The sequence below is a fragment of the Phyllobacterium zundukense genome (assembly GCF_002764115.1).
Taxonomy (GTDB): Bacteria; Pseudomonadota; Alphaproteobacteria; order Rhizobiales; family Rhizobiaceae; genus Phyllobacterium; species Phyllobacterium zundukense.
On record NZ_CP017940.1, the window covers coordinates 3,898,734 to 3,924,030 of the forward strand.

At 58.6% G+C, this 25,297-nt stretch carries 27 protein-coding genes; 19 read left to right on the forward strand and 8 right to left on the reverse strand.

Annotated elements, in window-relative coordinates:
- Positions 1 to 22: 22 nt before the first annotated feature.
- From sucC to lpdA, 8 genes are all read left to right on the forward strand, one after another.
- On the forward strand, positions 23 to 1,219 hold the full coding sequence (sucC, locus tag BLM14_RS19485; protein WP_100000893.1) for an ADP-forming succinate--CoA ligase subunit beta: 1,197 nt from the start codon (positions 23 to 25) through the stop codon (positions 1,217 to 1,219).
- A 3-nt stretch (positions 1,220 to 1,222) separates the two neighbouring features.
- Positions 1,223 to 2,137 (forward strand): succinate--CoA ligase subunit alpha, encoded by a 915-nt coding sequence (sucD, locus tag BLM14_RS19490; RefSeq protein WP_100000894.1) that lies wholly within the window; start codon positions 1,223 to 1,225, stop codon positions 2,135 to 2,137.
- 149 nt (positions 2,138 to 2,286) lie between these two features.
- The gene (locus tag BLM14_RS19495) at positions 2,287 to 5,304 is read left to right on the forward strand and encodes a 2-oxoglutarate dehydrogenase E1 component (protein WP_100000895.1); all 3,018 of its coding nucleotides are present in this window, start codon (positions 2,287 to 2,289) and stop codon (positions 5,302 to 5,304) included.
- Positions 5,305 to 5,336: 32 nt separating this feature from the next.
- Positions 5,337 to 6,626, forward strand: coding sequence for a 2-oxoglutarate dehydrogenase complex dihydrolipoyllysine-residue succinyltransferase (gene odhB / locus BLM14_RS19500; protein ID WP_100000896.1), 1,290 nt, complete (start codon positions 5,337 to 5,339; stop codon positions 6,624 to 6,626).
- Positions 6,627 to 6,754: 128 nt separating this feature from the next.
- Positions 6,755 to 7,180, forward strand: a complete 426-nt coding sequence (locus BLM14_RS19505; RefSeq protein WP_100000897.1) for a VOC family protein — start codon at positions 6,755 to 6,757, stop codon at positions 7,178 to 7,180.
- Positions 7,181 to 7,182: 2 nt separating this feature from the next.
- Positions 7,183 to 7,821 (forward strand): LysE family translocator, encoded by a 639-nt coding sequence (locus BLM14_RS19510; RefSeq protein ID WP_100000898.1) that lies wholly within the window; start codon positions 7,183 to 7,185, stop codon positions 7,819 to 7,821.
- An 8-nt stretch (positions 7,822 to 7,829) separates the two neighbouring features.
- Positions 7,830 to 8,360: a hypothetical protein gene (locus BLM14_RS19515; protein ID WP_100000899.1), complete on the forward strand. Its 531-nt coding sequence runs from the start codon at positions 7,830 to 7,832 to the stop codon at positions 8,358 to 8,360.
- Between the two features lie 33 nt (positions 8,361 to 8,393).
- Positions 8,394 to 9,800: a dihydrolipoyl dehydrogenase gene (gene lpdA, locus BLM14_RS19520; protein ID WP_100000900.1), complete on the forward strand. Its 1,407-nt coding sequence runs from the start codon at positions 8,394 to 8,396 to the stop codon at positions 9,798 to 9,800.
- A 70-nt stretch (positions 9,801 to 9,870) separates the two neighbouring features.
- On the opposite strand, the gene BLM14_RS19525 is transcribed toward lpdA, so the two are convergent.
- The 3 genes from BLM14_RS19525 to BLM14_RS19535 all read right to left on the reverse strand — a co-directional run bounded on the left by BLM14_RS19525 (position 9,871) and on the right by BLM14_RS19535 (position 12,457).
- Complete coding sequence (locus tag BLM14_RS19525) at positions 9,871 to 10,209, reverse strand: hypothetical protein (RefSeq protein WP_204251974.1); 339 nt, start codon at positions 10,207 to 10,209, stop codon at positions 9,871 to 9,873.
- A 152-nt stretch (positions 10,210 to 10,361) separates the two neighbouring features.
- The gene (locus BLM14_RS19530; protein WP_100000901.1) at positions 10,362 to 11,429 is read right to left on the reverse strand and encodes a TraB/GumN family protein; all 1,068 of its coding nucleotides are present in this window, start codon (positions 11,427 to 11,429) and stop codon (positions 10,362 to 10,364) included.
- 71 nt (positions 11,430 to 11,500) lie between these two features.
- Positions 11,501 to 12,457 (reverse strand): tyrosine recombinase XerC, encoded by a 957-nt coding sequence (locus tag BLM14_RS19535; RefSeq protein WP_100000902.1) that lies wholly within the window; start codon positions 12,455 to 12,457, stop codon positions 11,501 to 11,503.
- Positions 12,458 to 12,581: 124 nt separating this feature from the next.
- Between BLM14_RS19535 and rimM the strand changes: the two genes are divergently transcribed.
- The 6 genes from rimM (at position 12,582) to leuC (ending at position 17,908) form a co-directional block, all read left to right on the forward strand.
- The gene (gene rimM / locus BLM14_RS19540; RefSeq protein ID WP_100000903.1) at positions 12,582 to 13,163 is read left to right on the forward strand and encodes a ribosome maturation factor RimM; all 582 of its coding nucleotides are present in this window, start codon (positions 12,582 to 12,584) and stop codon (positions 13,161 to 13,163) included.
- Complete coding sequence (gene trmD / locus BLM14_RS19545; RefSeq protein WP_100000904.1) at positions 13,160 to 13,870, forward strand: tRNA (guanosine(37)-N1)-methyltransferase TrmD; 711 nt, start codon at positions 13,160 to 13,162, stop codon at positions 13,868 to 13,870. Before rimM ends, trmD begins: the two co-directional genes overlap by 4 nt.
- Before the next feature lie 205 nt (positions 13,871 to 14,075).
- The gene (gene rplS / locus BLM14_RS19550) at positions 14,076 to 14,528 is read left to right on the forward strand and encodes a 50S ribosomal protein L19 (protein ID WP_100001542.1); all 453 of its coding nucleotides are present in this window, start codon (positions 14,076 to 14,078) and stop codon (positions 14,526 to 14,528) included.
- A 171-nt stretch (positions 14,529 to 14,699) separates the two neighbouring features.
- A complete protein-coding gene (locus BLM14_RS19555) occupies positions 14,700 to 15,494 on the forward strand; it encodes a basic amino acid ABC transporter substrate-binding protein (protein WP_100000905.1) in 795 nt (264 codons plus the stop codon).
- A gap of 8 nt (positions 15,495 to 15,502) precedes the next feature.
- The gene (locus BLM14_RS19560; RefSeq protein WP_100000906.1) at positions 15,503 to 16,327 is read left to right on the forward strand and encodes an amino acid ABC transporter permease; all 825 of its coding nucleotides are present in this window, start codon (positions 15,503 to 15,505) and stop codon (positions 16,325 to 16,327) included.
- Positions 16,328 to 16,498: 171 nt separating this feature from the next.
- Positions 16,499 to 17,908: a 3-isopropylmalate dehydratase large subunit gene (gene leuC / locus BLM14_RS19565; protein ID WP_100000907.1), complete on the forward strand. Its 1,410-nt coding sequence runs from the start codon at positions 16,499 to 16,501 to the stop codon at positions 17,906 to 17,908.
- A 61-nt stretch (positions 17,909 to 17,969) separates the two neighbouring features.
- Here leuC and queF read toward each other — a convergent pair whose 3' ends face one another.
- The 5 genes from queF to BLM14_RS19590 all read right to left on the reverse strand — a co-directional run bounded on the left by queF (position 17,970) and on the right by BLM14_RS19590 (position 20,772).
- Positions 17,970 to 18,401, reverse strand: a complete 432-nt coding sequence (gene queF / locus BLM14_RS19570) for a preQ(1) synthase (protein WP_418314246.1) — start codon at positions 18,399 to 18,401, stop codon at positions 17,970 to 17,972.
- Positions 18,402 to 18,424: 23 nt separating this feature from the next.
- Positions 18,425 to 18,811 carry a 6-pyruvoyl trahydropterin synthase family protein gene (locus BLM14_RS19575; protein ID WP_100000909.1) on the reverse strand — a complete coding sequence of 129 codons (387 nt, stop codon included), beginning with the start codon at positions 18,809 to 18,811 and terminating at the stop codon, positions 18,425 to 18,427.
- Positions 18,812 to 18,917: 106 nt separating this feature from the next.
- Positions 18,918 to 19,577, reverse strand: a complete 660-nt coding sequence (gene queE, locus BLM14_RS19580) for a 7-carboxy-7-deazaguanine synthase (protein WP_100000910.1) — start codon at positions 19,575 to 19,577, stop codon at positions 18,918 to 18,920.
- Positions 19,574 to 20,284 carry a 7-cyano-7-deazaguanine synthase QueC gene (queC, locus tag BLM14_RS19585; protein WP_100000911.1) on the reverse strand — a complete coding sequence of 237 codons (711 nt, stop codon included), beginning with the start codon at positions 20,282 to 20,284 and terminating at the stop codon, positions 19,574 to 19,576. The genes queE and queC overlap by 4 nt, the downstream gene beginning before the upstream one ends.
- A gap of 80 nt (positions 20,285 to 20,364) precedes the next feature.
- Positions 20,365 to 20,772 (reverse strand): hypothetical protein, encoded by a 408-nt coding sequence (locus BLM14_RS19590; protein WP_100000912.1) that lies wholly within the window; start codon positions 20,770 to 20,772, stop codon positions 20,365 to 20,367.
- Positions 20,773 to 20,963: 191 nt separating this feature from the next.
- Between BLM14_RS19590 and BLM14_RS19595 the strand changes: the two genes are divergently transcribed.
- The 5 genes from BLM14_RS19595 (at position 20,964) to BLM14_RS19615 (ending at position 25,243) form a co-directional block, all read left to right on the forward strand.
- Positions 20,964 to 21,437 (forward strand): GNAT family N-acetyltransferase, encoded by a 474-nt coding sequence (locus tag BLM14_RS19595; RefSeq protein WP_100000913.1) that lies wholly within the window; start codon positions 20,964 to 20,966, stop codon positions 21,435 to 21,437.
- 373 nt (positions 21,438 to 21,810) lie between these two features.
- Positions 21,811 to 22,209: a succinate dehydrogenase, cytochrome b556 subunit gene (gene sdhC, locus BLM14_RS19600; protein ID WP_100000914.1), complete on the forward strand. Its 399-nt coding sequence runs from the start codon at positions 21,811 to 21,813 to the stop codon at positions 22,207 to 22,209.
- A gap of 11 nt (positions 22,210 to 22,220) precedes the next feature.
- On the forward strand, positions 22,221 to 22,604 hold the full coding sequence (sdhD, locus tag BLM14_RS19605; protein WP_100000915.1) for a succinate dehydrogenase, hydrophobic membrane anchor protein: 384 nt from the start codon (positions 22,221 to 22,223) through the stop codon (positions 22,602 to 22,604).
- A gap of 8 nt (positions 22,605 to 22,612) precedes the next feature.
- Positions 22,613 to 24,445: a succinate dehydrogenase flavoprotein subunit gene (gene sdhA, locus BLM14_RS19610; RefSeq protein WP_100000916.1), complete on the forward strand. Its 1,833-nt coding sequence runs from the start codon at positions 22,613 to 22,615 to the stop codon at positions 24,443 to 24,445.
- An 18-nt stretch (positions 24,446 to 24,463) separates the two neighbouring features.
- Positions 24,464 to 25,243 carry a succinate dehydrogenase iron-sulfur subunit gene (locus BLM14_RS19615; RefSeq protein WP_100000917.1) on the forward strand — a complete coding sequence of 260 codons (780 nt, stop codon included), beginning with the start codon at positions 24,464 to 24,466 and terminating at the stop codon, positions 25,241 to 25,243.
- Positions 25,244 to 25,297 lie beyond the last annotated feature (54 nt).

The window sequence follows — 25,297 nt, forward strand, 5'->3', positions numbered from 1 at the left end:
TATTCGTAGAGGAAAATAACGTATGAATATTCACGAATATCAGGCAAAACGCCTGCTGCACACGTTTGGTGCGCCGATCGCCAATGGCGTTGCCGTCTACTCCGTCGAACAGGCGGAAGAGTGGGCGAAGACGCTGCCCGGTCCGCTTTATGTGGTGAAGAGCCAGATTCATGCAGGCGGCCGCGGCAAGGGCAAGTTCAAGGAACTCGGTCCGGATGCGAAAGGCGGCGTACGCCTGTCCAGGTCGGTCGAGGAAGTTGTTGCCAACGCCAGGGAAATGCTCGGCAACACGCTCGTGACCAAGCAGACCGGTCCGGCTGGCAAGCAGGTCAACCGTCTCTATATCGAAGACGGTGCCGACATCGAGCGCGAGCTTTATCTCTCGATCCTCGTTGACCGTTCGGTGGGCCGTCCGGCTTTCGTGGTTTCCACGGAAGGCGGCATGGACATTGAAGCGGTTGCCCATGATACGCCGGAAAAGATCATCACCGTGGCGATCGATCCGGAAAAGGGCGTGACCGCGGAAGACGCGGGGAAGATCAATGACGCCTATGGCCTCACCGGCGAAGCGCGGACCGACGGCGAAGCGCTGTTCCCGATCCTCTACAAGGCCTTCACCGAGAAGGATATGAGCCTGCTTGAAGTCAACCCGCTGATCGTCATGAAAGATGGCCGTCTGCGCGTTCTCGACGCCAAGGTTTCGTTCGATGGCAACGCCCTGTTCCGTCATCCAGATGTGGTCGAACTGCGTGACACCACGGAGGAAGACGACAAGGAAATCGAGGCATCGAAATATGACCTCGCCTATGTCGCCCTCGACGGCAATATTGGCTGCATGGTCAATGGTGCCGGTCTTGCCATGGCAACGATGGATATCATCAAGCTCTATGGCGCGGAGCCGGCAAACTTCCTTGATGTTGGCGGCGGCGCCAGCAAGGAGAAGGTCACGGCGGCGTTCAAGATCATCACGGCCGATCCGGCGGTCGAAGGCATCCTGATCAATATTTTCGGCGGCATCATGAAGTGCGATGTCATTGCCGAAGGCGTTATCGCTGCGGTCAAGGAAGTTGGCCTCAAGGTTCCGCTGGTCGTTCGTCTCGAAGGCACCAATGCCGAGCTCGGCAAGAAGATCATCAACGAAAGCGGCCTCAATGTCGTTTCCGCGGATGATCTCGATGATGCAGCGCAGAAGATCGTCAAGGCCGTGAAGGGAAACTAAGGCATGTCTATTCTCGTCAACAAGGACACCAAGGTTCTCGTCCAGGGCCTGACCGGCAAGACCGGTACTTTTCATACCGAACAGGCTCTGGCCTACTACGGCACCAAGATGGTCGGCGGCATTCACCCGAAAAAGGGCGGCGAGACCTGGGAGGGTAATCTGCCCACCGGTTCGAGCGCCCAGCTGCCGATTTTCAGCTCCGTTGCCGAAGGCAAGGATCGCACCGGCGCCAACGCCTCGGTGATCTATGTGCCGCCGGCAGGGGCTGCAGAAGCCATCATCGAAGCGATCGAGGCGGAAATTCCGCTGATCATCTGCATCACCGAAGGCATTCCCGTCATGGACATGGTGCGGGTCAAGGCCCGTCTCGACCGTTCCGCATCCCGCCTGATCGGTCCGAATTGCCCGGGCGTCCTGACGCCGGAAGAATGCAAGATCGGCATCATGCCGGGAAACATCTTCAAGAAGGGTTCCGTGGGTGTTGTATCCCGCTCCGGGACACTTACCTATGAGGCAGTATTTCAAACGACGAATGAAGGCCTTGGCCAGACGACTGCTGTCGGTATCGGCGGCGATCCTGTGAAGGGCACGGAATTCATCGATGTCCTGGAAATGTTCCTTGCCGACGAAGCGACGAAATCAATCATCATGATCGGTGAAATCGGTGGCTCGGCCGAAGAAGATGCAGCGCAGTTCATTGCCGACGAAGCAAAGCGTGGCCGCAAGAAGCCGATGGCCGGTTTCATCGCTGGACGCACGGCTCCTCCCGGACGCACGATGGGCCATGCCGGAGCGGTTATCTCCGGTGGCAAGGGCGGCGCGGAAGACAAGATTGCCGCCATGGAAGCCGCGGGCATCCGCGTTTCGCCATCGCCTGCGCAGCTTGGCAAGACATTGGTTGAAGTCCTCAAGGGCTGAGGCCGGCAAGAAGCACGAATGAATCGGGGCGAATGCTCGCCCCGATCGATCCACGGGGCCATGTGGGCCTCAACCCAGAGTGATACTGGTTTAAGATGAACCGGTGCACTCTTACAAAGGGAGACGGAGCACGGGCTCCGGTCACGAATATGGCACGTCAAGAACAGGCCAACGACATTTTCGCGCTCACCTCGTTTCTTTATGGTGGCAATGCCCACTATATCGAGGAACTGCACGCGCAATATGAGAAGGATCCGGCATCGGTTGGTACCGAATGGCAGGAATTCTTCGCCAACCTCAACGATACCAAGGACGATGTTCTCAAGAACGCCAAGGGCGCATCCTGGGAAAAGCCGAACTGGCCGATCGCCGGCAATGGCGAACTCGTATCGGCGCTCGACGGCAACTGGGGCGAAGTCGAAAAGCACATCACCGACAAGCTGAAGGCCAAGGGCGCGAATGGTTCTGCGGCAACCAATGGAGTTGCCGCACCTCTGACGCCGGCATCCGACTCGGACATCATTCATGCGGCCCGCGATTCCGTGCGCGCAATCATGATGATCCGCGCCTATCGCATGCGCGGCCATTTGCATGCCAAGCTCGACCCGCTTGGCCTTGCCGAAGTCAAGGAAGACTACAACGAGCTGTCGCCTGAGAGCTATGGTTTCACGGCGGCCGATTTCGACCGCAAGATTTTCATCGATAATGTGCTGGGTCTCGAATATGCGACGATCCCACAGATGCTCGAGATCCTTAAGCGCACCTATTGCTCGACCATTGGTGTCGAATTCATGCATATTTCCGATCCGGTGGAAAAGGCCTGGATCCAGGAACGCATCGAAGGCCCGGACAAGGGCGTCGCCTTCACCGCTGAAGGCAAGAGGGCGATCCTGTCGAAGCTGATTGAGGCCGAAGGTTTCGAGCAATTCATCGACGTCAAGTACAAGGGTACCAAGCGCTTCGGCCTGGATGGCGGCGAGTCGCTCATTCCGGCGCTGGAACAGATCGTCAAGCGTGGCGGGTCCATGGGCCTGAAGGAAATCGTCCTCGGCATGGCGCATCGTGGCCGCCTCAACGTGCTCAGCCAGTTCATGCGCAAGCCGCACCGTGCCATTTTCCATGAATTCAAGGGTGGTTCCTACACGCCGGACGATGTCGAAGGTTCCGGCGACGTGAAGTACCATCTAGGAGCCTCGTCGGACCGCGAGTTCGATGGCAACAAGGTCCATCTCTCGCTGACGGCCAACCCCTCGCACCTCGAAATCGTCAATCCGGTAGTCATGGGCAAGGCACGCGCCAAGCAGGACCTGCTCTGCGGCCGCGACCGTGACGAAATCGTGCCGCTGTCCGAGCGTTCGAAGGTCATGCCGCTGCTTCTGCATGGCGACGCAGCCTTCGCCGGCCAGGGCGTGGTTGCCGAGTGCCTCGGCCTTTCCGGCCTGCGCGGGCATCGCGTTGCCGGTACGGTGCATTTTATCATCAACAACCAGATCGGCTTTACCACCAATCCGCGTTTCTCGCGCTCCTCGCCATATCCTTCCGATGTTGCGAAGATGATCGAAGCGCCGATCTTCCACGTCAATGGCGACGATCCGGAAGCTGTGGTCTATGTGGCGAAGATCGCCACCGAATATCGTATGACGTTCCACAAGCCGGTTGTCATCGACATGTTCTGCTATCGCCGCTTCGGCCATAACGAAGGCGACGAGCCGGCGTTCACGCAGCCGATCATGTACAAGACGATCCGCAGCCAGAAGACGACGGTTCAGCTCTATTCGGCGAAGCTGATCGAGGAGGGCCTGATTACCGAGGCCGATCTCGAGAAGATGCGTGCCGCATGGCGCGAAAATCTCGAGCAGGAGTTCGAGGCTGGCCAGGCGTACAAGCCAAACAAGGCCGACTGGCTCGACGGTGCCTGGAGTGGCCTGCGTACGGCAGATAATGCCGATGAGCAGCGCCGCGGCAAGACTGGGCTGCCGGTGAAGACGCTCAAGGAAATCGGCAAGAAGCTTGCCGAAGTCCCGGCCGGTCTCAACGTGCACCGGACGATCCAGCGCTTCCAGGACAACCGCGCCAAGATGATCGAAACTGGAGAAGGCTTCGACTGGGCAACAGCGGAGGCTCTGGCGTTCGGTTCGCTGGTGACGGAAGGCCATCCGGTACGCCTGTCGGGTCAGGATGTCGAGCGTGGTACATTCAGCCAGCGGCATTCGGTGCTCTACGATCAGGACACCGAACAGCGCTACATCCCGCTCAATAATCTGCAGAAGGGTCAGGCGCTCTACGAAGTCATCAATTCGATGCTTTCGGAAGAAGCGGTTCTCGGCTTCGAATATGGCTATTCGCTGTCGGATCCACGTGCCCTGACTCTGTGGGAAGCGCAGTTCGGCGACTTCGCCAATGGTGCACAGGTCATCTTCGACCAGTTCATCTCGTCGGGCGAGCGCAAATGGCTGCGCATGTCGGGTCTCGTCTGCCTGTTGCCACATGGCTATGAGGGGCAGGGGCCGGAACATTCGTCGGCCCGCCTCGAACGCTATCTCCAGCTCTGTGCGGAAGACAATATGCAGGTTGCAAACTGCACGACGCCTGCGAATTACTTCCATATCCTGCGCCGTCAGATGAAGCGCGACTTCCGCAAGCCGCTGATCCTGATGACGCCGAAGTCGCTGCTGCGTCACAAGCGGGCGGTCTCGTCGATCGGCGACTTCACCGGGGATTCGTCCTTCCATCGCCTGCTGTGGGACGACGCGCAGCTGCTCAAGGATCAGCCGATCAAGCTGCAGAAGGACTCAAAGATCCGCCGCGTAGTCCTGTGCTCCGGCAAGGTCTATTACGATCTTTACGAAGAGCGCGAAAAGCGCGGGATTGACGACGTCTATCTCCTGCGCGTCGAGCAGCTTTATCCATTCCCTGCAAAGGCCCTGATCACCGAGCTTTCCCGCTTCCGCAATGCGGAAATGGTCTGGTGTCAGGAAGAACCCAAGAACATGGGTGCCTGGGCCTTTATCGATCCCTATCTGGAATGGGTTCTGGCGCATATCGATGCCAAGCATCAGCGCGTTCGTTATACCGGACGTCCTGCTGCTGCATCGACTGCAACTGGCTTGATGTCCAAACACCTTGCACAGCTCGAAGCATTGCTTGAAGATGCTTTGGGTTCTTAATTAACAAAGAAAATCAACGGAAGAGCGAGAACATGGCAACCGAAATCCGCGTCCCAACGCTGGGCGAATCCGTTTCCGAAGCGACCATTGGCAAATGGTTCAAGAAGGTCGGCGAGGCTATTGCCGTTGATGAACCCCTCGTCGAGCTCGAGACCGACAAGGTGACGATCGAGGTCCCGGCAGCCGCTGCCGGATCGCTCGCTGAAATCACGGCCAAGGAAGGCGACACGGTTGAAGTTGGCGCTTTGCTCGGCATGATTGGCTCGGGGGATGGCGCAGCCGCCGCCCCTGCCAAGAAGGAAGAGGCAAAGCCGCAAGCCGTTGCGCAGGCATCGGGTGCCGCCGCTGCAACATCGACTGCGGAAGCAGCGACCAAGACCGCTGAAGTCGCCGGTGAACCGGCAATCGCCGAGCGCAAGCCAAGCGAAATGCCGGCTTCTCCGGCAGCCTCCAAGCTTCTGGCTGAAAAAGGCGTTTCGGTATCCCAGGTCGACGGCTCCGGCAAGCGTGGCCAGGTTCTCAAGGGTGACGTGCTCGATGCCGTTGCCAAGGGCATCCCCGCCCAGCCTGCAGCGGAAGCGCCGAAAGCTGTTGCCCGCCCTGCATCGCCTGCTGACGATGCTTCGCGCGAAGAGCGGGTGAAGATGACCCGCCTGCGCCAGACCATTGCCAAGCGCCTGAAGGATGCGCAGAGCACGGCCGCCATGCTGACCACCTATAATGAGGTGGATATGTCGGCGGTCATGGACCTGCGCAATCGCTACAAGGAGATCTTCGAGAAGAAGCACGGCGTCAAGCTTGGTTTCATGGGCTTCTTCACCAAGGCCGTCACCCATGCATTGAAGGAAATTCCGGCAGTCAACGCAGAGATCGATGGCACGGACATCATCTACAAGAACTTTGCCCATGTCGGCGTTGCAGTCGGCACGGACAAGGGCCTCGTCGTTCCGGTCGTACGCAATGCGGACCAGATGTCGATCGCCGAGATCGAAAAGGAAATCGGCCGTCTCGGCAAGGCAGCACGCGATGGCGCCCTGTCCATGGCTGACATGCAGGGCGGTACCTTCACCATCTCCAATGGCGGTGTCTACGGTTCGCTCATGTCGTCGCCGATCCTCAACGCACCGCAGTCCGGCATTCTTGGCATGCACAAGATCCAGGATCGTCCGGTCGTCGTTGGCGGGCAGATTGTCATCCGCCCGATGATGTACCTGGCGCTGAGCTACGATCACCGTATTGTTGATGGCAAGGAAGCAGTAACCTTCCTCGTGCGTGTAAAGGAAAGCCTCGAGGATCCGGAACGTCTCGTTCTCGATCTCTGATACGGGTCCTTCGACCAAACGGGGCCGCTATTGTGTGGCCCCGGTGGTGCATCGGAATGAATTCGCTTAATCTTGTTGGCCGGGCGCGGTTTCTCGAATCCGCGGCATAGGATGAAAGGCAAAGCAAAATGGCTGATGTACCGAATTATCCGCCTGTCGAGCCACACATCTGCGTCAAGGGCGGCCTTGAAGCGATCACTTTCTACGAAAAAGCCTTCGGTGCCAAAAACACCTTCAAGCAAATGACCGAGGATGGAAAGCGCGTCATGCACGCCAATTTATCGCTGTTTGGCGGCACCATAATGATGCATGACGAGTTTCCGGAATATGGGGGCGATGTCCTTTCGCCAGCAAGCCGTGGCGGTGCGAGCGTCGCGATCAGCATCAACCTGCCGAAAGCCGCGGATGTCGACCAGGCCGTCGACCGCGCTGTCAAGGCTGGTGCAACGCTCATCATGCCCGTCGAAGACACGTTCTGGAATGCGCGCTATGGCCGCGTGAAGGACCCGTTTGGCCATGTCTGGGCGTTCAACGCGCCGCTTGGTGGAGCATGATTATGTCGCATTATCTCTACGAGCTTCTCGGCCTCATGGCGGTATTCTCGATCACGATCGTGTCGCCGGGTGCCGATTTTGCGCTTGTCGTCCGGCAGAGCATTGTGCATGGGCGGCGCAGCGCCATTATCACCAGCTTCGGCATCGGCGCATCGCTGCTGTTCCATATCAGCTACACGGTCCTCGGCCTCGGGCTTATCGTGTCGAAGTCTCTCTATCTTTTCGGCATGCTCAAATGGGCCGGTGCCGCCTATCTGTTCTATCTCGGCATCAAGGCGTTGCTGTCGTCGGCACCGGAGGCGCCATCTGAAATGGCTGAAAGCGAACCTGCCAGGCAGCTCTCTGCACTGCGCTGCTTTCTCATGGGCTTCGTCACCAATGCTCTGAATCCGAAAGCCGTGCTCTTCTTCCTGTCGCTGTTCTCGGCGCTGGTCAGCCACGAGACTCCCGTCCTGATTCAGGCGGGTTACGGCGTCGTCATGTCGACAGCATTGATTTCCTGGTTCATCGCTGTATCCATCTTTTTCACGATGCAATCCGTGCGCGACCGCTTCGTCGCCTGGGGCCGCTGGTTCAACCGCGTCACCGGGCTCGTATTCATCGGGCTTGGCGTCAAGCTTGCAAGCAGCCAAGCGAGCTAGAATATTTGATGGCTTCCCACGCTCGCCACCATCCAACACGTATTGCCGCTGTTCTCGCGGCGGCTGCTTCACTGCTTGCTACGCCGGCTTTTGCCGCGTGCACCCAGGACCGCGCCATCTACACGGACAGGGATGACGCCTATACGCTGACGTTCAAACATGTTCCGGAAGATCTGCCGGTGATGACGTCGAACGAGTTCACGATCCAGATGAACGAGAGCGATCTGAAACTGGATGGTGTGGTGATGTGGAATGAGGGCGTGGCCCGCCCCAACGGCATTGTCATGTATAAATGCCCGACCGGTGACGTCACCGGCGAAGAGTTGCAGGCGTGCACGGTCTGGCAAGGTGTCATCTATGCGTTGACGGAAGGCGCTGACGCCGACCTTTTGCCCAAGGCCAAGGAGCCCGCGGCGCAGGCATTGTTGTTGCCGGATTTTTCCAGCTCCATGAGTGGCTTCAATTTCAAACTCGAAAAACCCATCGAGACTTTCCCCTGGGAGGTCTTCCGTTTCAAAGAATGTGTTCCCGAACAGTAATTTCGTGTGAGCTCCCAAAAGAAGGAATCAATCATGGCATATGATGTCGTCGTCATCGGAACAGGTCCGGGCGGCTATGTGTGCGCGATCAAGGCCGCGCAGCTCGGCTTGAAGACCGCGGTGATCGAGAAGCGCGCTACTTTTGGCGGAACCTGCCTCAATATCGGCTGCATCCCCTCAAAGGCACTGCTGCATGCTTCGGAAGTGTTCCATGAGGCCGGCCATTCCCATGCCACGCTCGGTGTCGATGTTGGCACCCCCAAGCTCAACCTGAAGGCGATGCTCGCTCACAAGGATGCAACGGTTGAATCGAACGTCAACGGTGTCGCTTTCCTGTTCAAAAAGAACAAGATCGATTCATTCATGGGCACTGGTAAGGTCGTTGCCGCCGGCAAGGTTTCGGTAACCGCCGAAGACGGCTCGGTCCAGGAAATCGAGACGAAGAATATCGTTATCGCAACCGGTTCCGACGTTGCGGGCATTCCTGGTGTGAATGTCGACTTCGACGAGAAAATCATCGTGTCTTCGACAGGTGCGCTGGAATTCGCAAAGGTTCCGGAACATCTCGTTGTGGTCGGCGGTGGCGTCATCGGCCTTGAACTCGGTTCCGTCTGGAGCCGCCTTGGATCGAAGGTAACTGTGGTGGAATTCCTCGACAAGATTCTCGGACCCATGGACGGCGATGTGTCGCGGCAGTTTCAGCGCATGCTGGAAAAGCAGGGCATCGAGTTCAAGATGGGTGCGAAGGTCACCGGCGTCGAAAAGTCGGGCAAGGGCGCGAAGGTCACGTTCGAGCCGGTCAAGGGTGGCGATGCGGAAGTGATCGACGCCGATGTGGTGCTCGTGTCCACCGGCCGCAAGCCCTATACGGACGGTCTTGGCCTGAAGGAAGCCGGGGTTGCTGTGGACGATCGCGGCCGGGTCGCCATCAATGATCATTGGCAGACCAATGTTCCCGGCATTTACGCCATTGGCGATGTCGTAGAGGGGGCGATGCTGGCACACAAGGCTGAAGATGAGGGTATTGCAGTCGCCGAAATCCTCGCCGGGCAGGTTGGACACGTCAATTACGACGCGATCCCCAGCGTGGTCTACACCCAGCCGGAAGTTGCCTCTGTCGGCAAGACCGAGGAAGAGCTGAAGGCGGCGGGTATCGAATACAAGGCCGGCAAATTCCCATTCACGGCCAATGGCCGGGCGCGCGCCATGTTGCACACCGACGGTTTCGTCAAGATACTCGCCGACAAGGCAAGCGACCGCGTCCTTGGCGTGCACATTGTCGGTTATGGCGCTGGCGAAATGATCCACGAGGCAACCGTACTGATGGAATTCGGCGGCTCATCGGAAGATCTGGCGCGCACGACGCATGCGCACCCGACCATGTCGGAAGCCGTGCGTGAAGCAGCTCTCGCCACGTTCTTCAAACCGATCCATATGTGATTTTCCAGCGTATTGTATGGAAAAGGCCCGGAATTCCGGGCCTTTTTTGTATTCTGGCGTACAGTATTCGTTACTGAGCAGGAGCCGGAGCCGGTGTTGTGGGCGCTGGCGTTGTTGACGGCGCCGGAGCAGGCTCAGCGGGAGCCGGAGCTTTCGGTGCCGGGGCCATCGCATCAGGTGCTGCGGGGGCTGCCGGGGCAGGCGCCTCACTCGTCGGGGCTGGCGGAGCTGGAGCATCCATCTCGGCGCCGCTGCGGTTCAGGTAATAATAGCCGCCGACGACCAGCGCAGCGATGAGGATGCCAGCAATCAGAAAGCCACTGCCGCCGCCCGACTTGATCACAGTGGTTTTAGGATTCGTCGGATCGGTTTCCATGGGCCGCTGCTGCAAGTTTGGATCATAGGTCATTTTGTGTCCTCCGTGACATTCCTTTACACAAGGATGTACGAATAACGGCTATTTCGCCATTAGGTTCCAGAATATCCCGAAATTATGGAGATGTCTTCGGCACACGAGCGTGTATATACGTGGGTCTTGTGGATAAATACTTGCCCAGAGGCTCATTGAGCTGTGAGTGTATAGCCCTTGTTTTTGAGCAGTGCGACGAGACCTTGCTCTCCCGGCAGATGCAAGGCACCCACCGCTATGAATGCATTGCCTCTGTCGACAATCGGAACAGCCCGGTCCGCCATGGTCCGGTTGCGGGCATTGACCATTTTCTCCTCGAATTCGGCGTAATTCTTGCCGCTTTCGGTTCCGTCGGGAGACACCGAGCGCATCAGCGGGAAGATCATGCCAATCTGGCCTTGCGTGTAGAGCACGGTCATTGTTTCAAACACGTCGGGTAGTTTCGGCCCCAGCGTCAGGGTTTCGATCAGCCCGTCGATGTGGAACTGTGCCGGCAGCGAGGCCATGGCACTCAGCTGATCCTTGATGGTTTCGAGGCCTGCAATCTGCTTGCCGCGGCTCCTGGCCTCCTCGGCCAGCTTGATATCAAGAAAGTTCGTGCCTTCCTTCTTGCGCGCGAATTCGCAGGCTGGCATGGCAAGCATGCTAGTGAGCATCCATGGCTGCATGCGGTTGACCGCTGCAAGGGAGATTCCGCGTTCGGAAAGTGCGGATCTGACGGTCTCCAGCTTGTCCTTGGGAATGAGTTTGTCGAGTGTGGTGCCATCGGTGAACATCATCAGATCGGGCGTCTCCGCCATGACCTTCATTGGCGCTTTCGGGTCGAGTACTTCGTCCGTTTCGATGACGATCGTATCGGCTCCCTGATAGGCGGCTTCCGCGGCGTCGGAAAGCTTCAGCACGCGCGGATCGGTCAGATGCATGGTACCGAACAGGAAGGAGGGTTTCACGCCAGGCTTTTCGATCTTCCAGAGCAGTCCCTTGCCGTTTTCAGTTTCCGCCGCTTCCTTGCGCAGGGCGTTGAGCTTGGCCGGGTCGGTTTTCGCCATCTCCGCGATCAGATCGTGACCGCCGCAGGCAATCTCCTCGGCGCGGACGCGCGTTGCGCTGAAGGCGACAGCCAGAAACGAAGCCAGCAGCAGCCAGCTCAGCGCCAGGCAAAGCCTGAGAAGGCCATCGGCAATGCGATCAAGCGCGGGGAAAATATCTTTGTCGTTCATGCCCGGTTTCTATCCATATGCCTGCGCAGAAAGCGTTAATCTCCTCCCGCAAATTGTCTGTAGTGTGAACTTCAGGCGCGGGGGTGCGCCTTGTCGTAGATTTCCATCAATCGTTCCGTATCGACGCCGGTATAGACCTGCGTGGTCGACAGGCTGGCGTGGCCAAGCAATTCCTGGATGGTGCGCAGGTCACCGCCGCGACCGAGCAGGTGCGTGGCGAAGGAATGGCGCAGCGCATGCGGCGTTGCCGTATCCGGCAGGCCGAGTGCGCCTCGCATTTTCTGCATGTCACGCTGGATGATGGCCGAATGCAATTCGCCGCCGCGCGCCCCGCGAAACAGCGGCTTGCCCTCTTCCAGCGCATAAGGGCAGAGTTTGCGATATTCAGCGACAACGCGATGCACGATCGGCAGCAGGGGCACCATGCGGGTTTTCCCGCCCTTGCCGGTAATGGGAATGGAACGCGCATCCGGATCGGTCAGCGCCCCGCCATCGAGACCGAGCGCTTCGGAAATGCGCAGGCCGCATCCATAGAGCAGGGTCAGCACGGCGGCATTGCGAGCGGCGATCCATGGCTCTTCGTTGAGCTGTTCGCCAGTTTCGACCACGCGGCGCGCGTCGACCATGGTCAGCGGCTTCGGCAGGGATTTCGGCTGGCGCGGCGCGCGCATGGCGATCGAGGCTGCGGCATTGGCCATGCCCTGCTTTTCCAGATGGCGCAGGAAGGAGCGTATGCCCGCAAGTCCACGCCCAAGTGTACGAGCTCCGGCGCCATCATTGCGGCGCCGGGCCAGGAACGAGCGAAGATCGGCAATGCGCAGCGTCGCCACGTCCTTCAGCGCCGGCGGCTCGCCCAAATGGCCGGTGAGGAACTGGAAGAACTGGCGCGTGTCGCGCTCATAGGCTTCCAGCGTGTTCGCTGCCAAGCGCCGCGTATTCTTCAGCGATTTCAGCCAATTCTCGCGCGCGTCGATCAGGTCGGCTCTGGCGGAAACCAGGAATTGTTCGGTTTGCGGCTGGACGCCCATGGCATCGCTCCTCAGGTTTTATCGCCCGGACAATGGCATGCCAGTCGTTACAGAGTCGTTTCGTCCTTGGTTTTGCCCGGGCTTTGCTCTAATTCGGGCTAAAGCGTAAAAATGGAAGAATCCCATGGCAAAGTTGAATGATCCGGTGCAGTTGGCGGTGATCGGTGCAGCGCACGGAACCCGCGGCGAATTGCGCGTGAAAACATTTACCGGCGATCCGATGGCGCTGGCTGACTACGGCCCGCTTTACGACGTGACCGGCAGGGCTTTCGAGGTGCTGGACATTCGTCCGTCCAAGACCGTTGTCGTCGTGCGCTTTCGCGGCGTAAATGACCGCAATATGGCCGAGGCGCTGAATGGTACGACCCTGTTCATCGAACGGTCGCAGTTGCCCCAGGATCTCGACGAGGACGAATATTACCATTCCGATCTGATTGGGCTGGAGGCCATAGATGCGGAAGGCAAAAAGCACGGCAAGGTATCGGCCATGTTCGACTTCGGCGGCGGCGATCTTCTTGAGCTCACCGTTCCCGGCAAACGTCCCATGCTGATCCCGTTCACGCTGGCCGCCGTGCCGCAGGTTGACGTCAAGGCCGGTCACATCGTGATCGATCCTGCCGCGGCTGGTCTCATCCCCGACGAGAATGAGGACGAGGAACGCCGCCGCCAGCTCGGCGGCGAAGGCGACGGGAAAAAGCAGTCATGACAACGGAAGAGGGCAGCTTTCGCGCCACGGTGCTGACGCTCTATCCGGAAATGTTTCCGGGGCCGCTCGGCGTGTCGCTTGCAGGTAAAGCATTGCAGGACGGCGCGTGGTCGCTGCAAACAGTGCAGATCCGCGAGTTCGCTACCGACAAGCACCGCATGGTCGACGATACGCCAGCTGGCGGCGGCGCCGGCATGGTGATGAAGCCGGATGTGCTGGCACGCGCCGTCGATCATGTGGCCGACGGGCGGCCGAAACTGTTCATGAGCCCGCGTGGCAAGCCGCTTACGCAGGCACGGGTGCGCGAGTTGGCGGCCGGTTCCGGCGTTGTCCTGCTTTGTGGACGTTTCGAAGGGGTTGACGAGCGGTTGATCGAAGCCCGGGATTTCGAAGAAGTATCGATCGGCGACTATATTCTCTCCGGCGGCGAAACCGCGGCGATTGTCGTTCTCGATGCGATCGTCCGGCTGTTGCCCGGTGTCATGGGCAATGCCCTGTCCGGCGAGACGGAAAGTTTCGAAACCGGGCTACTGGAGCATCCGCACTATACCAAACCGCAGGAATGGGAAGGACGCCGCATTCCGGATGTGCTTCTGTCCGGCAATCATGGGGCGATCGACAAGTGGCGGCGCGGGGAAGCAGAACGGTTGACGCGGGAACGGCGGCCTGATCTTTGGGAAGCACATAAAGCGCCTTCAAAAAAATAGGCGGCAAAAAGAATCGCCATCGGAGGTGACAAACCGGCTTTTATGGTGTATTTGCCCGCCAACTCGGGAAAAACCCGAATCCATTAATCAATGAATGGTGAATTCGCTCCTGCCTCGTCAGAGGCATAGAAATGCGGCCAAAGTTGCTGCGTTTCGAGTGTTGAGCGCTCTGACTGTTCGAGAAGACAAGAAAAGGATGAAGACGATGACCGTCGAGATTATTCGTCAGCTCGATCTCGAGCAGAGAGCAAAAATCGAAGCAAAGCGCACGCTTCCGGATTTCCGCCCAGGCGACACGGTTCGTGTCAATGTCCGCGTGACGGAAGGTACCCGTACCCGCGTTCAGGCCTATGAAGGCGTTTGCATCGCCCGTAACGGCGCTGGCATCAACGAGAACTTCACTGTTCGCAAGATTTCCTACGGTGAAGGCGTCGAGCGCGTATTCCCGATCATTTCACCACTGGTTGAAGGCGTAGAAATCGTGCGTCGCGGCAAGGTTCGCCGTGCGAAGCTCTACTATCTGCGCGGCCTCACCGGCAAGGCAGCCCGCATTGTGGAGAAGAAAGACAACCGCAAGAACAAGACTGCTGTTCCGACCACCGGCGCTGCCGAGGTGGTAACAGAAGCAACGGTTGCCAAGGCGCCTGCCGCTGAATAAGCGCGGTTCCTGACAATTTGAAAAGGCGGTCTTCGGGCCGCCTTTTTTATTTGTGACGCGAAAATCTTCTCCGGCTGCACACATCGAGGGTACAGACATGCTTGCGGGGATTGACGCGCCGGTGACAAGGTGAAATCAGTTTCCGACGCAAACACGCGACAGGGGTTTGAGATGAACTTGCGATCCGTTCTTTTGGCGGGACTTATGCTCGCCGTGGCGCCATTTTCCGCATCGGCTGCCGACTTGCCTGATCTCGGCGGCAAACAAGTTACCGTGGTGACGGAAAACGCCTATCCACCCCTGCAATTTGTCGATCCGAAGACCGGTAAGCCTGTCGGTTGGGAATATGATGCGATGAACGAGATCGCCAAGCGGTTGAACTTCAAGGTCGAATATCTCAACACCAGCTGGGATGCGATGATCCAGGCCGTATCCGACAATCAGTATCAGATCGGCATGACCGGCATCACCATCAACGACGAACGCAAGCAGAAGGTCGATTTCTCGGAACCTTACATGCGCTCGGAACAGTTCATGCTGGTGCGCAGTGACGAGAAGCGTTTCGCCGATCCCAAGAGCTTTGCCGAATTGAAGGATGCGCTTGTCGGTGCGCAGCCGGGCACGACCAATTTCTATGTCGCCGTCTACAATGTCCTCGATGGCAATGAGCAGAATCCGCGTATCAAGCTGTTCGAGACCTTTGGCGCGACCATCCAGGCGCTGAAGACCGGCGACGTCGATCTTGTCCTGACCGACAGTACGGCCGGCAAGGGTTACGTCGATGCATCCGGCGGTGCGTTGAAGCTGATCGGCGGGCCGCTTGGCGCCGAGGATTTCGGCTTCATCTTCCCCAAGGGCTCGGATATCGTTGCGCCGGTCAATGCGGCCATCGCAGGGCTCAAGGCCGACGGAACATTCGACGCGCTCAACAAGAAGTGGTTCCTCGACTACAAGCTTGGCCAGTAAGCTGAAAGGTGTCCGATAACGCTCAGAACAGGGGACCGTCCGAGAAGAAGGACTTTCCATGGTGGTTGCTCGTCGCCGTAGCGATCGCCGTTGTGCTGGGCGTTGCCATCCTTGTCAGCCCCATCTACGGACAGGTCTTCTCCACGGTATCGCAGGGTATCTGGATTACGGTCTGGGTCTCGCTTCTAGCCTTCTTCCTCGCCTCGACCCTCGGTTTGCTTCTGGCAGTGATGAGCCTGTCGGAGCATATTGCCGTGAGACAGATCGCACGCTTCTATGTAGAGATCGTGCGCGGTATCCCTCTGCTTGTGCTGCTGTTCTACATTGCCTTTGTCGGCGCCCCGGCGGTTGTCGCGCTGTGGAACTTCGTCACGCAGCCACTGCAGACTTCAGGCGTTCTTGACCCGCTGCAGGTTCGGGATTTTTCGCTGCTCTGGCGCGCCATCGTCGCCCTCATGCTCGCCTATGCGGCGTTTCTTGCCGAGATTTTTCGCGCTGGCATCCAGGCCGTGGACCAAGGCCAGATCGAAGCTGCAAAGGCGCTGGGACTGAAGCGTTTTCCGCGGTTCCGCCTCATTATCATGCCCCAGGCGATCCGCACCATCCTGCCGCCCTATGGCAATGACTTCATCTCGATGGTGAAGGATTCCTCACTCGTCTCCGTGCTTGGCGTGGTCGATGTCACGCAGATGGGCAAGGTCTATGCCTCCGGCTCCTTCCGCTTCTTTGAGACCTATTCCGTCATCGCCTATGTCTACCTGATCCTGACGATCAGCCTGTCGCTGTGTCTGCGCTGGGTAGAACGGCGCCTGGGCCGGACTGAGCGTGGATGATAAACTGGTCTTGCGGTCAGATGTTGTCGAGCCACGCAATTCTGCGGCCAAAGAGCGGCGCATTGTCGCCGGAATATTACTTTTTTCGCTTGTTTCTTGACGTAAGTGAGCCTCGAGTGCATATGTCCACGAAATAATCGAAAAGCACAAAACCGTGCCGAGGATATCGCTATGACTGCGCCACGTACACTCTATGACAAGATATGGGATGACCATCTGGTCGATCAGCAGGATGACGGCACGTGCCTCCTCTATATTGATCGCCATCTTGTGCATGAAGTGACCAGCCCCCAGGCTTTCGAGGGCCTGCGTGTGACCGGCCGCAAGGTCCGTCACCCGGAAAAGACACTGGCCGTGGTTGACCACAACGTGCCGACCTCACCGGACCGGGTCAATGGTATCAAGAATGAGGAAAGCCGCATTCAGGTCGAGGCGCTTGCCAAGAACGCTGCGGATTTCGGCGTCGAGTATTACTCCGAGAAGGATATACGTCAGGGCATCGTCCACATCATCGGACCGGAGCAGGGCTTCACCCTGCCGGGCATGACCATTGTCTGCGGCGACAGCCACACCTCCACGCACGGTGCCTTTGGTGCGCTGGCGCATGGCATCGGCACATCGGAAGTCGAGCACGTTCTCGCAACCCAGACACTGATCCAGTCGAAAGCCAAGAACATGCTGGTGCGTGTTGATGGGGTCCTGCCGGCTGGCGTTACCGCCAAGGACATCATCCTTGCCATCATCGGTGAGATCGGCACCGCAGGCGGCACCGGCTATGTCATCGAATATGCTGGCGAAGCCATTCGAGCGCTTTCGATGGAAGGCCGCATGACCATCTGCAATATGTCGATTGAAGGCGGTGCGCGCGCCGGTCTTATTGCACCGGACGAGACGACATTCGCCTATGTCAAGGACAAGCCCCGTGCGCCCAAGGGTGAAGCATGGGATATGGCGCTTGATTACTGGAAGACGCTGCAGAGTGACGAAGGCGCACATTTCGACAAGATTGTCGTTCTGAACGCCGCCGACCTGCCACCGATCGTTTCCTGGGGCTCTTCGCCGGAAGACGTGATTGCAATCACTGGCGCCGTGCCAAATCCGGACGACATCGCCGATGAGACGAAGCGCAGTTCCAAGTGGCGTGCGCTCGACTATATGGGCCTGAAGCCCGGTACGCCGATGACCGATATCAAGCTAGACCGCGTTTTCATCGGCTCGTGCACCAATGGCCGCATCGAGGATCTGCGCGAAGTCGCCAAGGTCGTTGAAGGCCGCAAAGTCAGCGAAACGGTCGATGCAATGATCGTTCCAGGGTCAGGCCTCGTCAAGGAACAGGCGGAAGCCGAAGGCCTCGACAAGATTTTCAAGGCAGCCGGGTTCGACTGGCGCGAGCCGGGCTGTTCCATGTGCCTTGCCATGAATGACGACCGCCTGAAGCCGGGTGAACGCTGCGCCTCGACCTCGAACCGCAATTTCGAGGGCCGCCAGGGCTTCAAAGGCCGCACGCATCTTGTGTCGCCAGCCATGGCAGCCGCTGCGGCGATTGCCGGCCACTTCGTCGACATCCGCGAGTGGAAATAAGCACCCTTATCTCTCCCACAAGGGGAGAGATAATCGGCATTGGCCGCCCACACTACGTATTTCACCGTCCGCGATAGGCCGGAACACCCTGGTCCGGCAGCCAAAGGCCTTCCGGCACCGGACCGGTTTGCCAGAAAACGTCGATCGGAATGCCGCCGCGCGGATACCAGTAGCCGCCAATGCGTAGCCACAAGGGCTTGACCGCCTCGACGATGCGCTTGCCGATGCTGACCGTGCAGTCCTCGTGAAAAGCGCCGTGATTGCGGAAACTGCCAAGAAACAACTTCAGCGATTTGGATTCAACCAGACTCTGGTCCGGCGCATAGTCGATCACCAAATGGCCAAAATCCGGCTGGCCGGTGACAGGGCAAAGCGAGGTGAATTCCGGGCAAGCAAAGCGTGCAAGAAAAAGTGTCCCCGCCTGCGGGTTGGGGACGGCATCGAGCGTGGCCTCATCCGGATGCTGCGGGATTTTCACATCCTTGCCAAGCATGGTTGCCTGTTCTGCATAGTGACTCATGCTGCTGTCCTTTCCATCTCGAATTCGCCCTGATACTCGCAACCTTCGCCGCAAGTATCACGGTAAACGCCGACCTGAGCCAGGCCGGGTAGAGCCGGTGCAAAGTGCCGCCACAACCACATGGCAATATTCTCTAGCGTCGGCGTTTCCAGGCCCTTGATCTCGTTGAGGTACCGGTGATCGAGCTGCTCGACCGCGCTGTCGAAAGCGCTCTTCACAGCGCCAAGATCAGAAATGAGGCCGGTCCTGCTATCAGGTTTTCCTTCCAGCGTTACGCGTACGCGGAAGCTGTGTCCGTGCAGACGCGTATTGATGTGTCCGTCAGGAAATATGTGCGGCAGATGATGTGCCGCTTCGAACGTGAATTCGTTGAAGATTCTCATGAGTGCTCCGTCAGCTCTGGCGCAATACAGGCGCCCGCTAAAGCAATTCCAGCAAAAGTGTGTAACGGTTTTGCGTCCGGAATTGCGGTAAACAACGAGCTCGCCCTCAGGGCAAGCCGATCAGTTTATGTGTCTGCGTGCTCAGCCGCCAAAGCGGATGGGCGAGGCAATAGGCCGCTGCAGATGCCACATGCGATGCGGTTTGCGCCGGATCACCGATGACGTCAAGAGGTTGCAAATAGAAATGCTCGAAGGAAAGCTGCTCGAAGCGCGATGGATGCGTCTCGGGCTCCTTTTGCGGAAAGACGAGCTTGAGCTCGTTGCCGCTGGTCTGGACAAGCGGCGCTGCCGCTTTGGGCGAGACGCAAATCCAGTCGAGCCCGGACGGCGCCGCGATGGTGCCATTGGTCTCGACGCCAATTTCGAAACCGCGCGCATGAAAGGCGTCGATGAGCGGCGCATCGAGCTGCAGCAGCGGTTCGCCGCCGGTGCAGATGACATAGGGCTTGCCGCCCGATCTATCTGCATCGGGCCATTGCGCCGCCACCGCATCGGCCAGAGCTTCAGCGGTCTTGAACTTGCCGCCGCCCGGGCCGTTCACGCCGATGAAATCCGTATCGCAGAACTGGCAGACGGCCTCTTCGCGGTCGCGCTCAAGACCCGACCAAAGATTGCAACCGGCAAAGCGCATGAATACGGCAGCACGGCCGGTGTGGTTGCCCTCGCCCTGCAGGGTCAGATAGATTTCCTTGACGGCGTAAGTCATAGGGCTTCCGCCTTGAATTTCTGCCAGCCGGCAGAACGCAACTCGCAGGCGGGGCAGGTGCCGCAGCCATAGCCCCAGGCATGGCGCTTGGAACGATCGCCGAGATAGCAAGTATGGGTGTTCTCGACGATAAGGTCGAGGAGCGGTTCACCGCCAAGGTCCTGGGCCAGCGCGAAGGTCTCGGCCTTGTCGAGCCACATCAACGGCGTTTCAATGGTGACGCGGCGATCGAGGCCGAGCGATAGTGCCACCTGCTGGGCTTTCAGCGTGTCATCGCGGCAGTCGGGATAGCCGGAATAATCGGTCTCGCACATGCCGCCGACAATGACGCGCAGGCCGCGGCGATAGGCCAGCGCCCCGGCGAGCGTGAAGAACAGCAGATTGCGGCCGGGCACGAAGGTATTGGGCAAGCCGTTTTCAGCCATCTCAATGGCAATATCATTGGTCATCGCAGATGCGCCGAGCTGCCCCACGACGCCGGCATCCAGCATATGATCGTCGCCGAGCCTTGCCGCCCAATGTGGAAACTGCTTCGCCAGGGCGTTGCGGAACCCGCCACGCACTTCGAGCTCGATCCGGTGCCGCTGGCCATAGTCAAAACCCACCGTCTCGACACGGTCGAAACGGGATAGCGCCCAGGCAAGGCACGTGGCGGAATCCTGTCCGCCGGAAAACAGGACCAGTGCGCCGTCAGAGTTGCGAGCCATGAGTACTACCTTTTCGATGAAGCGGCCCCCTTTACAGGGCGCGGCTCACCGAGGCAAATCAAATCTCCAAAGGATCGGTGCTAGTCGCAGCCGGGATGGCCGATAACCGGCGTTTCATTGCGGTCGAGACCATACATGTAACTGCGTCCCCGAATGACAAAGGGGCTGTCGCAGCCTGTGTTGGGCGCCGGAACGACACCGACGACGACCGGATCGCTCACCGGGTAAATCACCGATGGCCCCTTGGCGCGCTTGTAGACCGGAACCTGCCGCCTAATATCGCGGCCCAACCCATCGGATTTCGCTGCCGAAGAACCCACGAAGATGATCTTCGGCCCGCCGGCTTCGTGCTGGATGACATTGCCATATTCGTCGCCGTAGGTGTTGCTGCTATTAAAATCGTTTGCGCCAGCAATCTGCGAAGCTGTCAGGACAAGCGCGAGTCCCATCGACGCCGCTACAGTACGGGTAGCTTTCTTCTGGAACATCGCGGTTACCTCACGGATCGAACTTCCTAAACTTCGAGATTAACCTTTTATTAACAATTGTCATCTGCCCAAAACCTAATCAAATCGATTTTCATACCGGGCGCAGGTTGACGGGCAGGACACAATCAACCAATCCTCCGGTTTATAAGAATTGCCTTAATCGGGCAGATGCCAAAGGGACGGAAGCGATCATGACCAAGAAGACCGGAGATGAACACGCCATCGACATTTCTCTGCTGCATCTGAGTGATGCTCATGAATTCGCGCCGCTGCTTGCCAGCTATGCCCAGGCCTTGAAACGCGGTGCGCCGCGCCGTCCGGACGATTACTATGCGGAAAACCTCCTGCGTGACCGCGCTGCGGAAATCGCCGGTGCGCGTCTGGACGGTCATCTCGTCGGCTTCGTCATCTTCTACGATCTTCCCGAGCCGGTTTCCGGCATGCGCGCCGGTCAGGTGGACCATATCTATGTGCATCACGATCACCGTGGCAAAGGCATTGCCAAGGCCCTGATCGATGTCCTCGCCGACAAGGCGGAGGAGCGCGGCTGGACCAAGCTCTCGCTCAATGCGCCGCGCGTGCCGGAGGACGGGCGCAAACTCTACGAACAGGTCGCGGCGCCGGCCGACTGGACGAGCTTCATCATACGGTTCGGTAACCAATAGGAGCAGATCAACGCAGGGTAGCCGCAACATCAGCGGCATTCTGCGGGCGACTTGGTTTGTCGCATACCAACAGCGATAAAATGAGCCAGAATAGTGCAATCGGAACGTTATTCGGACAGACTCACTCAAATATTTTTTTGCACCACACAGTGCCGGAAATTTGCCCTTACGAGGCCGGTTTGCATGCTTTAAACGATTGAATTTTAAGCAGAAACCTTAATGACTTGCTATTGTGACCAATTCGCCGCATGAGGGGGCGGAATGGGGCTTTGACGCAGTGCAAAAACCGGATTAAAACCCTTCTAAATTGCCTCTATCCAGCCTTTTCGGCCCTGCCCGTCTAACCAGATGCGGCGCTAATCTTGGGGACGCCATGAGCAAGACAAATCTACACGCAAACCGGCCATTGTCGCCGCATTTGCAAATCTACAAGCCAATCCCAACCATGGTCATGTCCATCGTCCACCGGATCACCGGCTCGGCGCTCTATGTTGGCACATTGCTGGTTGCCTGGTGGCTGATTGCGGCGGCGACGAATGAGGAATATTTCAATTTCGTCAACGGGATTTATGGTTCCTGGTTCGGCCGCCTGGTGCTGCTCGGCTATACCTGGGCTCTCATTCACCACATGATCGGCGGCATACGCCACCTGATCTGGGATACGGGTCGGGGCCTGGATAAGGACACGACCACGAAAATGGCCTGGGCTTCGCTCATTCTTTCCGTCGCTCTGACGATCCTTGTCTGGATCGCCGCATTCACAATAGCTTAAAGGAGGCGGAAATGAGCGATATGCGCACGCCGCTTAAGAAAGTTCGCGGACTTGGTTCCGCGAAGGAGGGCACGGATCATTTCTGGCGTCAGCGGCTGACGGCGCTGGCCAATATCCCGGTGATGCTGTTTTTCATCGGGCTGATCCTGTCCCTGCATGGTGCTGGCTTTGCCGAGACAAGGTCAGCCCTCTCCCACCCGCTGACAGCCCTGGTTCTCCTGATGATGATCATCTCCGGTCTCTATCATATGCGCCTCGGCATGCAGGTGATCATTGAAGACTACGTACACGGCGAAGGCACGAAGATCGTGCTGTTGATGCTCAATACATTCTTCGCTCTGGCGGTTGGCATTGTCAGCGTCTTTGCGATCCTCAAGCTGAGCTTCGGAGTTTAAACTCTATCATGGCACCAACAGAAAAAATCGGCGGCAAGGCCTATACATTCGTCGACCACAAGTTCGATGTGGTCGTGGTCGGGGCCGGAGGCGCTGGCCTGCGGGCAACGCTCGGCATGGCCGAGCAGGGCCTGAAGACCGCCTGTATCACCAAGGTCTTCCCGACCCGCTCGCACACGGTTGCGGCGCAGGGCGGCATTGCCGCCTCGCTCAGCAATATGGGGCCGGATTCCTGGCAATGGCACATGTATGACACCGTCAAGGGTTCCGACTGGCTCGGAGACACCGACGCGATGGAATATCTGGCGCGCGAAGCGCCGGCAGCGGTCTATGAGCTTGAGCATTATGGCGTGCCGTTCTCCCGTACCGAAGCAGGCAAAATCTACCAGCGCCCCTTTGGCGGGCACATGATGAATTACGGCGATGGTCCGCCGGTGCAGCGCACCTGCGCCGCGGCCGACCGCACCGGCCACGCCATCCTGCACACGCTCTATGGCCAGTCCTTGCGCAACAATGCGCAGTTCTTCATCGAATATTTCGCGCTCGATCTCATCCAGGATGAGGATGGCACGATCACCGGCGTTGTCGCCTGGAATCTCGATGATGGCACGATTCATCGTTTTGCCGCCAAGATGGTGGTCATGGCTACGGGCGGCTACGGGCGCTCCTATTTCTCCGCGACCTCGGCGCATACCTGTACAGGTGACGGCGGCGGCATGGTCGCCCGCGCTGGGCTGCCATTGCAGGACATGGAGTTCGTGCAGTTTCATCCGACCGGCATCTACGGCGCCGGCTGTCTGATCACCGAAGGCGCGCGCGGCGAGGGCGGCTATCTCGTCAATTCCGAAGGCGAGCGCTTCATGGAGCGCTATGCGCCCTCCGCCAAGGATCTGGCATCGCGCGACGTGGTTTCGCGTTGCATGACGCTGGAAATCCGCGAAGGTCGCGGTGTCGGCAAGAACAAGGATCATATCTTCCTGCATCTGGATCACCTCGATCCGGCGGTCCTGCATGAACGCCTGCCCGGCATTTCGGAATCGGCGAAGATTTTCGCCGGCGTTGACCTCACGAAGGAGCCGATTCCGGTCCTCCCGACGGTTCACTACAATATGGGCGGCATTCCGACCAATTACTGGGGCGAGGCGCTCAACCCGACCCCCGACAATCCCGACCGCATCCAGCCTGGTTTGATGGCCGTGGGTGAAGCGGGCTGCGCCTCGGTGCACGGGGCCAACCGTCTAGGCTCCAACTCGCTGATCGATCTTGTCGTGTTCGGTCGCGCAGCCGCGATCCGCGCTGGCGAGGTGATTGATCGCAATGCCAAGATCCCGGATATCAACGAAGCTTCGGTAACGAAGATCATGGATCGCTTTGATCGTCTTCGTCATGCCAATGGAAGCACGCCCACAGCTGCCTTGCGCGAAAAGATGCAGCGGACCATGCAGGAAGATGCGGCCGTGTTCCGCACATCGGAATCGCTGAAGTCCGGCGTTCAACGCATGGAAAAGATCTGGAGCGAGTTGCCGGACGTCAAGGTCACCGACCGTTCGATGATCTGGAATTCCGACCTGGTGGAAACGCTGGAACTGGAAAACCTGATGGCCAACGCCCTGACCACGGTCGTTGCCGCCGAAGCGCGCAAGGAAAGCCGCGGCGCCCATGCGCATGAGGATTTCCCCAACCGCGATGACGTTAACTGGCGCAAGCACAGCCTCGCCTGGCTCACCCCAGACGGCGAGGTTACGCTCGGTTACCGTCCTGTCCACCTTGACCCGCTGGTCAAGGAGGAGGATGGGGGCATCAGCCTCGCCAAGATCGCGCCGAAAGCGCGTGTGTATTGATCAAGGAACCAGAATATCATGGTTGAACTTGCACTTCCCAAGAACTCGCAGATGCGTCCCGGCAAGACCTGGGATCGTCCGCAGGGCGCGAACAATTTGCGCGAGTACCGGATATACCGCTGGTCGCCGGATGATGGCGAAAATCCCCGCATCGACACCTATTATGTCGATCTGGACGATTGCGGCCCGATGGTTCTCGATGGCCTGTTGTGGATCAAGAACAAGATTGATCCGACGCTGACGCTGCGCCGCTCCTGCCGTGAAGGCATTTGCGGTTCCTGTGCCATGAATATTGATGGGACCAATACGCTCGCCTGCACCAAGGGCATGGATGAGATCAAGGGACCGGTGAAGATCTATCCGCTGCCGCACCTGCCGGTGGTCAAGGATCTGGTACCGGATCTGTCCAACTTCTATGCCCAGCACCGGTCGATTGAACCGTGGCTGAAGACTGTGTCGCCCGAGCCCGCTAAGGAATGGCTGCAGAGCCATGAGGACCGCGCCAAGCTGGACGGTCTTTATGAGTGCATCCTTTGCGCCTGCTGCTCGACATCCTGCCCGAGCTACTGGTGGAATGGCGATCGCTATCTTGGCCCCGCCGTTCTGCTGCAGGCCTATCGCTGGCTGATCGACAGCCGCGACGAAGCTACGGGCGAGCGGCTCGACAATCTCGAAGATCCGTTCCGTCTCTATCGTTGCCACACGATCATGAACTGCGCGCAAACCTGCCCCAAGGGCCTGAACCCGGCCAAGGCGATTGCCGAGATCAAGAAGATGATGATCGAGCGGCGGGTCTGATCCAGCGCTGCCAGCGTTGTTGTTTGTGGTTCGACACTCACAACGCATCTGATA

Bases quoted from the DNA above. Each gene is read 5' to 3' on its own strand.
- sucC (WP_100000893.1), top strand. From the start codon at position 23: ATGAATATTCACGAATATCAGGCAAAACGCCTGCTGCACACGTTTGGT.
- sucD (WP_100000894.1), top strand. From the start codon at position 1,223: ATGTCTATTCTCGTCAACAAGGACACCAAGGTTCTCGTCCAGGGCCTG.
- BLM14_RS19495 (WP_100000895.1), top strand. From the start codon at position 2,287: ATGGCACGTCAAGAACAGGCCAACGACATTTTCGCGCTCACCTCGTTT.
- odhB (WP_100000896.1), top strand. From the start codon at position 5,337: ATGGCAACCGAAATCCGCGTCCCAACGCTGGGCGAATCCGTTTCCGAA.
- BLM14_RS19505 (WP_100000897.1), top strand. From the start codon at position 6,755: ATGGCTGATGTACCGAATTATCCGCCTGTCGAGCCACACATCTGCGTC.
- BLM14_RS19510 (WP_100000898.1), top strand. From the start codon at position 7,183: ATGTCGCATTATCTCTACGAGCTTCTCGGCCTCATGGCGGTATTCTCG.
- BLM14_RS19515 (WP_100000899.1), top strand. From the start codon at position 7,830: ATGGCTTCCCACGCTCGCCACCATCCAACACGTATTGCCGCTGTTCTC.
- lpdA (WP_100000900.1), top strand. From the start codon at position 8,394: ATGGCATATGATGTCGTCGTCATCGGAACAGGTCCGGGCGGCTATGTG.
- BLM14_RS19525 (WP_204251974.1), bottom strand. From the start codon at position 10,209: ATGACCTATGATCCAAACTTGCAGCAGCGGCCCATGGAAACCGATCCG.
- BLM14_RS19530 (WP_100000901.1), bottom strand. From the start codon at position 11,429: ATGAACGACAAAGATATTTTCCCCGCGCTTGATCGCATTGCCGATGGC.
- BLM14_RS19535 (WP_100000902.1), bottom strand. From the start codon at position 12,457: ATGGGCGTCCAGCCGCAAACCGAACAATTCCTGGTTTCCGCCAGAGCC.
- rimM (WP_100000903.1), top strand. From the start codon at position 12,582: ATGGCAAAGTTGAATGATCCGGTGCAGTTGGCGGTGATCGGTGCAGCG.
- trmD (WP_100000904.1), top strand. From the start codon at position 13,160: ATGACAACGGAAGAGGGCAGCTTTCGCGCCACGGTGCTGACGCTCTAT.
- rplS (WP_100001542.1), top strand. From the start codon at position 14,076: ATGACCGTCGAGATTATTCGTCAGCTCGATCTCGAGCAGAGAGCAAAA.
- BLM14_RS19555 (WP_100000905.1), top strand. From the start codon at position 14,700: ATGAACTTGCGATCCGTTCTTTTGGCGGGACTTATGCTCGCCGTGGCG.
- leuC (WP_100000907.1), top strand. From the start codon at position 16,499: ATGACTGCGCCACGTACACTCTATGACAAGATATGGGATGACCATCTG.
- queF (WP_418314246.1), bottom strand. From the start codon at position 18,401: ATGCTTGGCAAGGATGTGAAAATCCCGCAGCATCCGGATGAGGCCACG.
- BLM14_RS19575 (WP_100000909.1), bottom strand. From the start codon at position 18,811: ATGAGAATCTTCAACGAATTCACGTTCGAAGCGGCACATCATCTGCCG.
- queE (WP_100000910.1), bottom strand. From the start codon at position 19,577: ATGACTTACGCCGTCAAGGAAATCTATCTGACCCTGCAGGGCGAGGGC.
- queC (WP_100000911.1), bottom strand. From the start codon at position 20,284: ATGGCTCGCAACTCTGACGGCGCACTGGTCCTGTTTTCCGGCGGACAG.
- BLM14_RS19590 (WP_100000912.1), bottom strand. From the start codon at position 20,772: ATGTTCCAGAAGAAAGCTACCCGTACTGTAGCGGCGTCGATGGGACTC.
- BLM14_RS19595 (WP_100000913.1), top strand. From the start codon at position 20,964: ATGACCAAGAAGACCGGAGATGAACACGCCATCGACATTTCTCTGCTG.
- sdhC (WP_100000914.1), top strand. From the start codon at position 21,811: ATGAGCAAGACAAATCTACACGCAAACCGGCCATTGTCGCCGCATTTG.
- sdhD (WP_100000915.1), top strand. From the start codon at position 22,221: ATGAGCGATATGCGCACGCCGCTTAAGAAAGTTCGCGGACTTGGTTCC.
- sdhA (WP_100000916.1), top strand. From the start codon at position 22,613: ATGGCACCAACAGAAAAAATCGGCGGCAAGGCCTATACATTCGTCGAC.
- BLM14_RS19615 (WP_100000917.1), top strand. From the start codon at position 24,464: ATGGTTGAACTTGCACTTCCCAAGAACTCGCAGATGCGTCCCGGCAAG.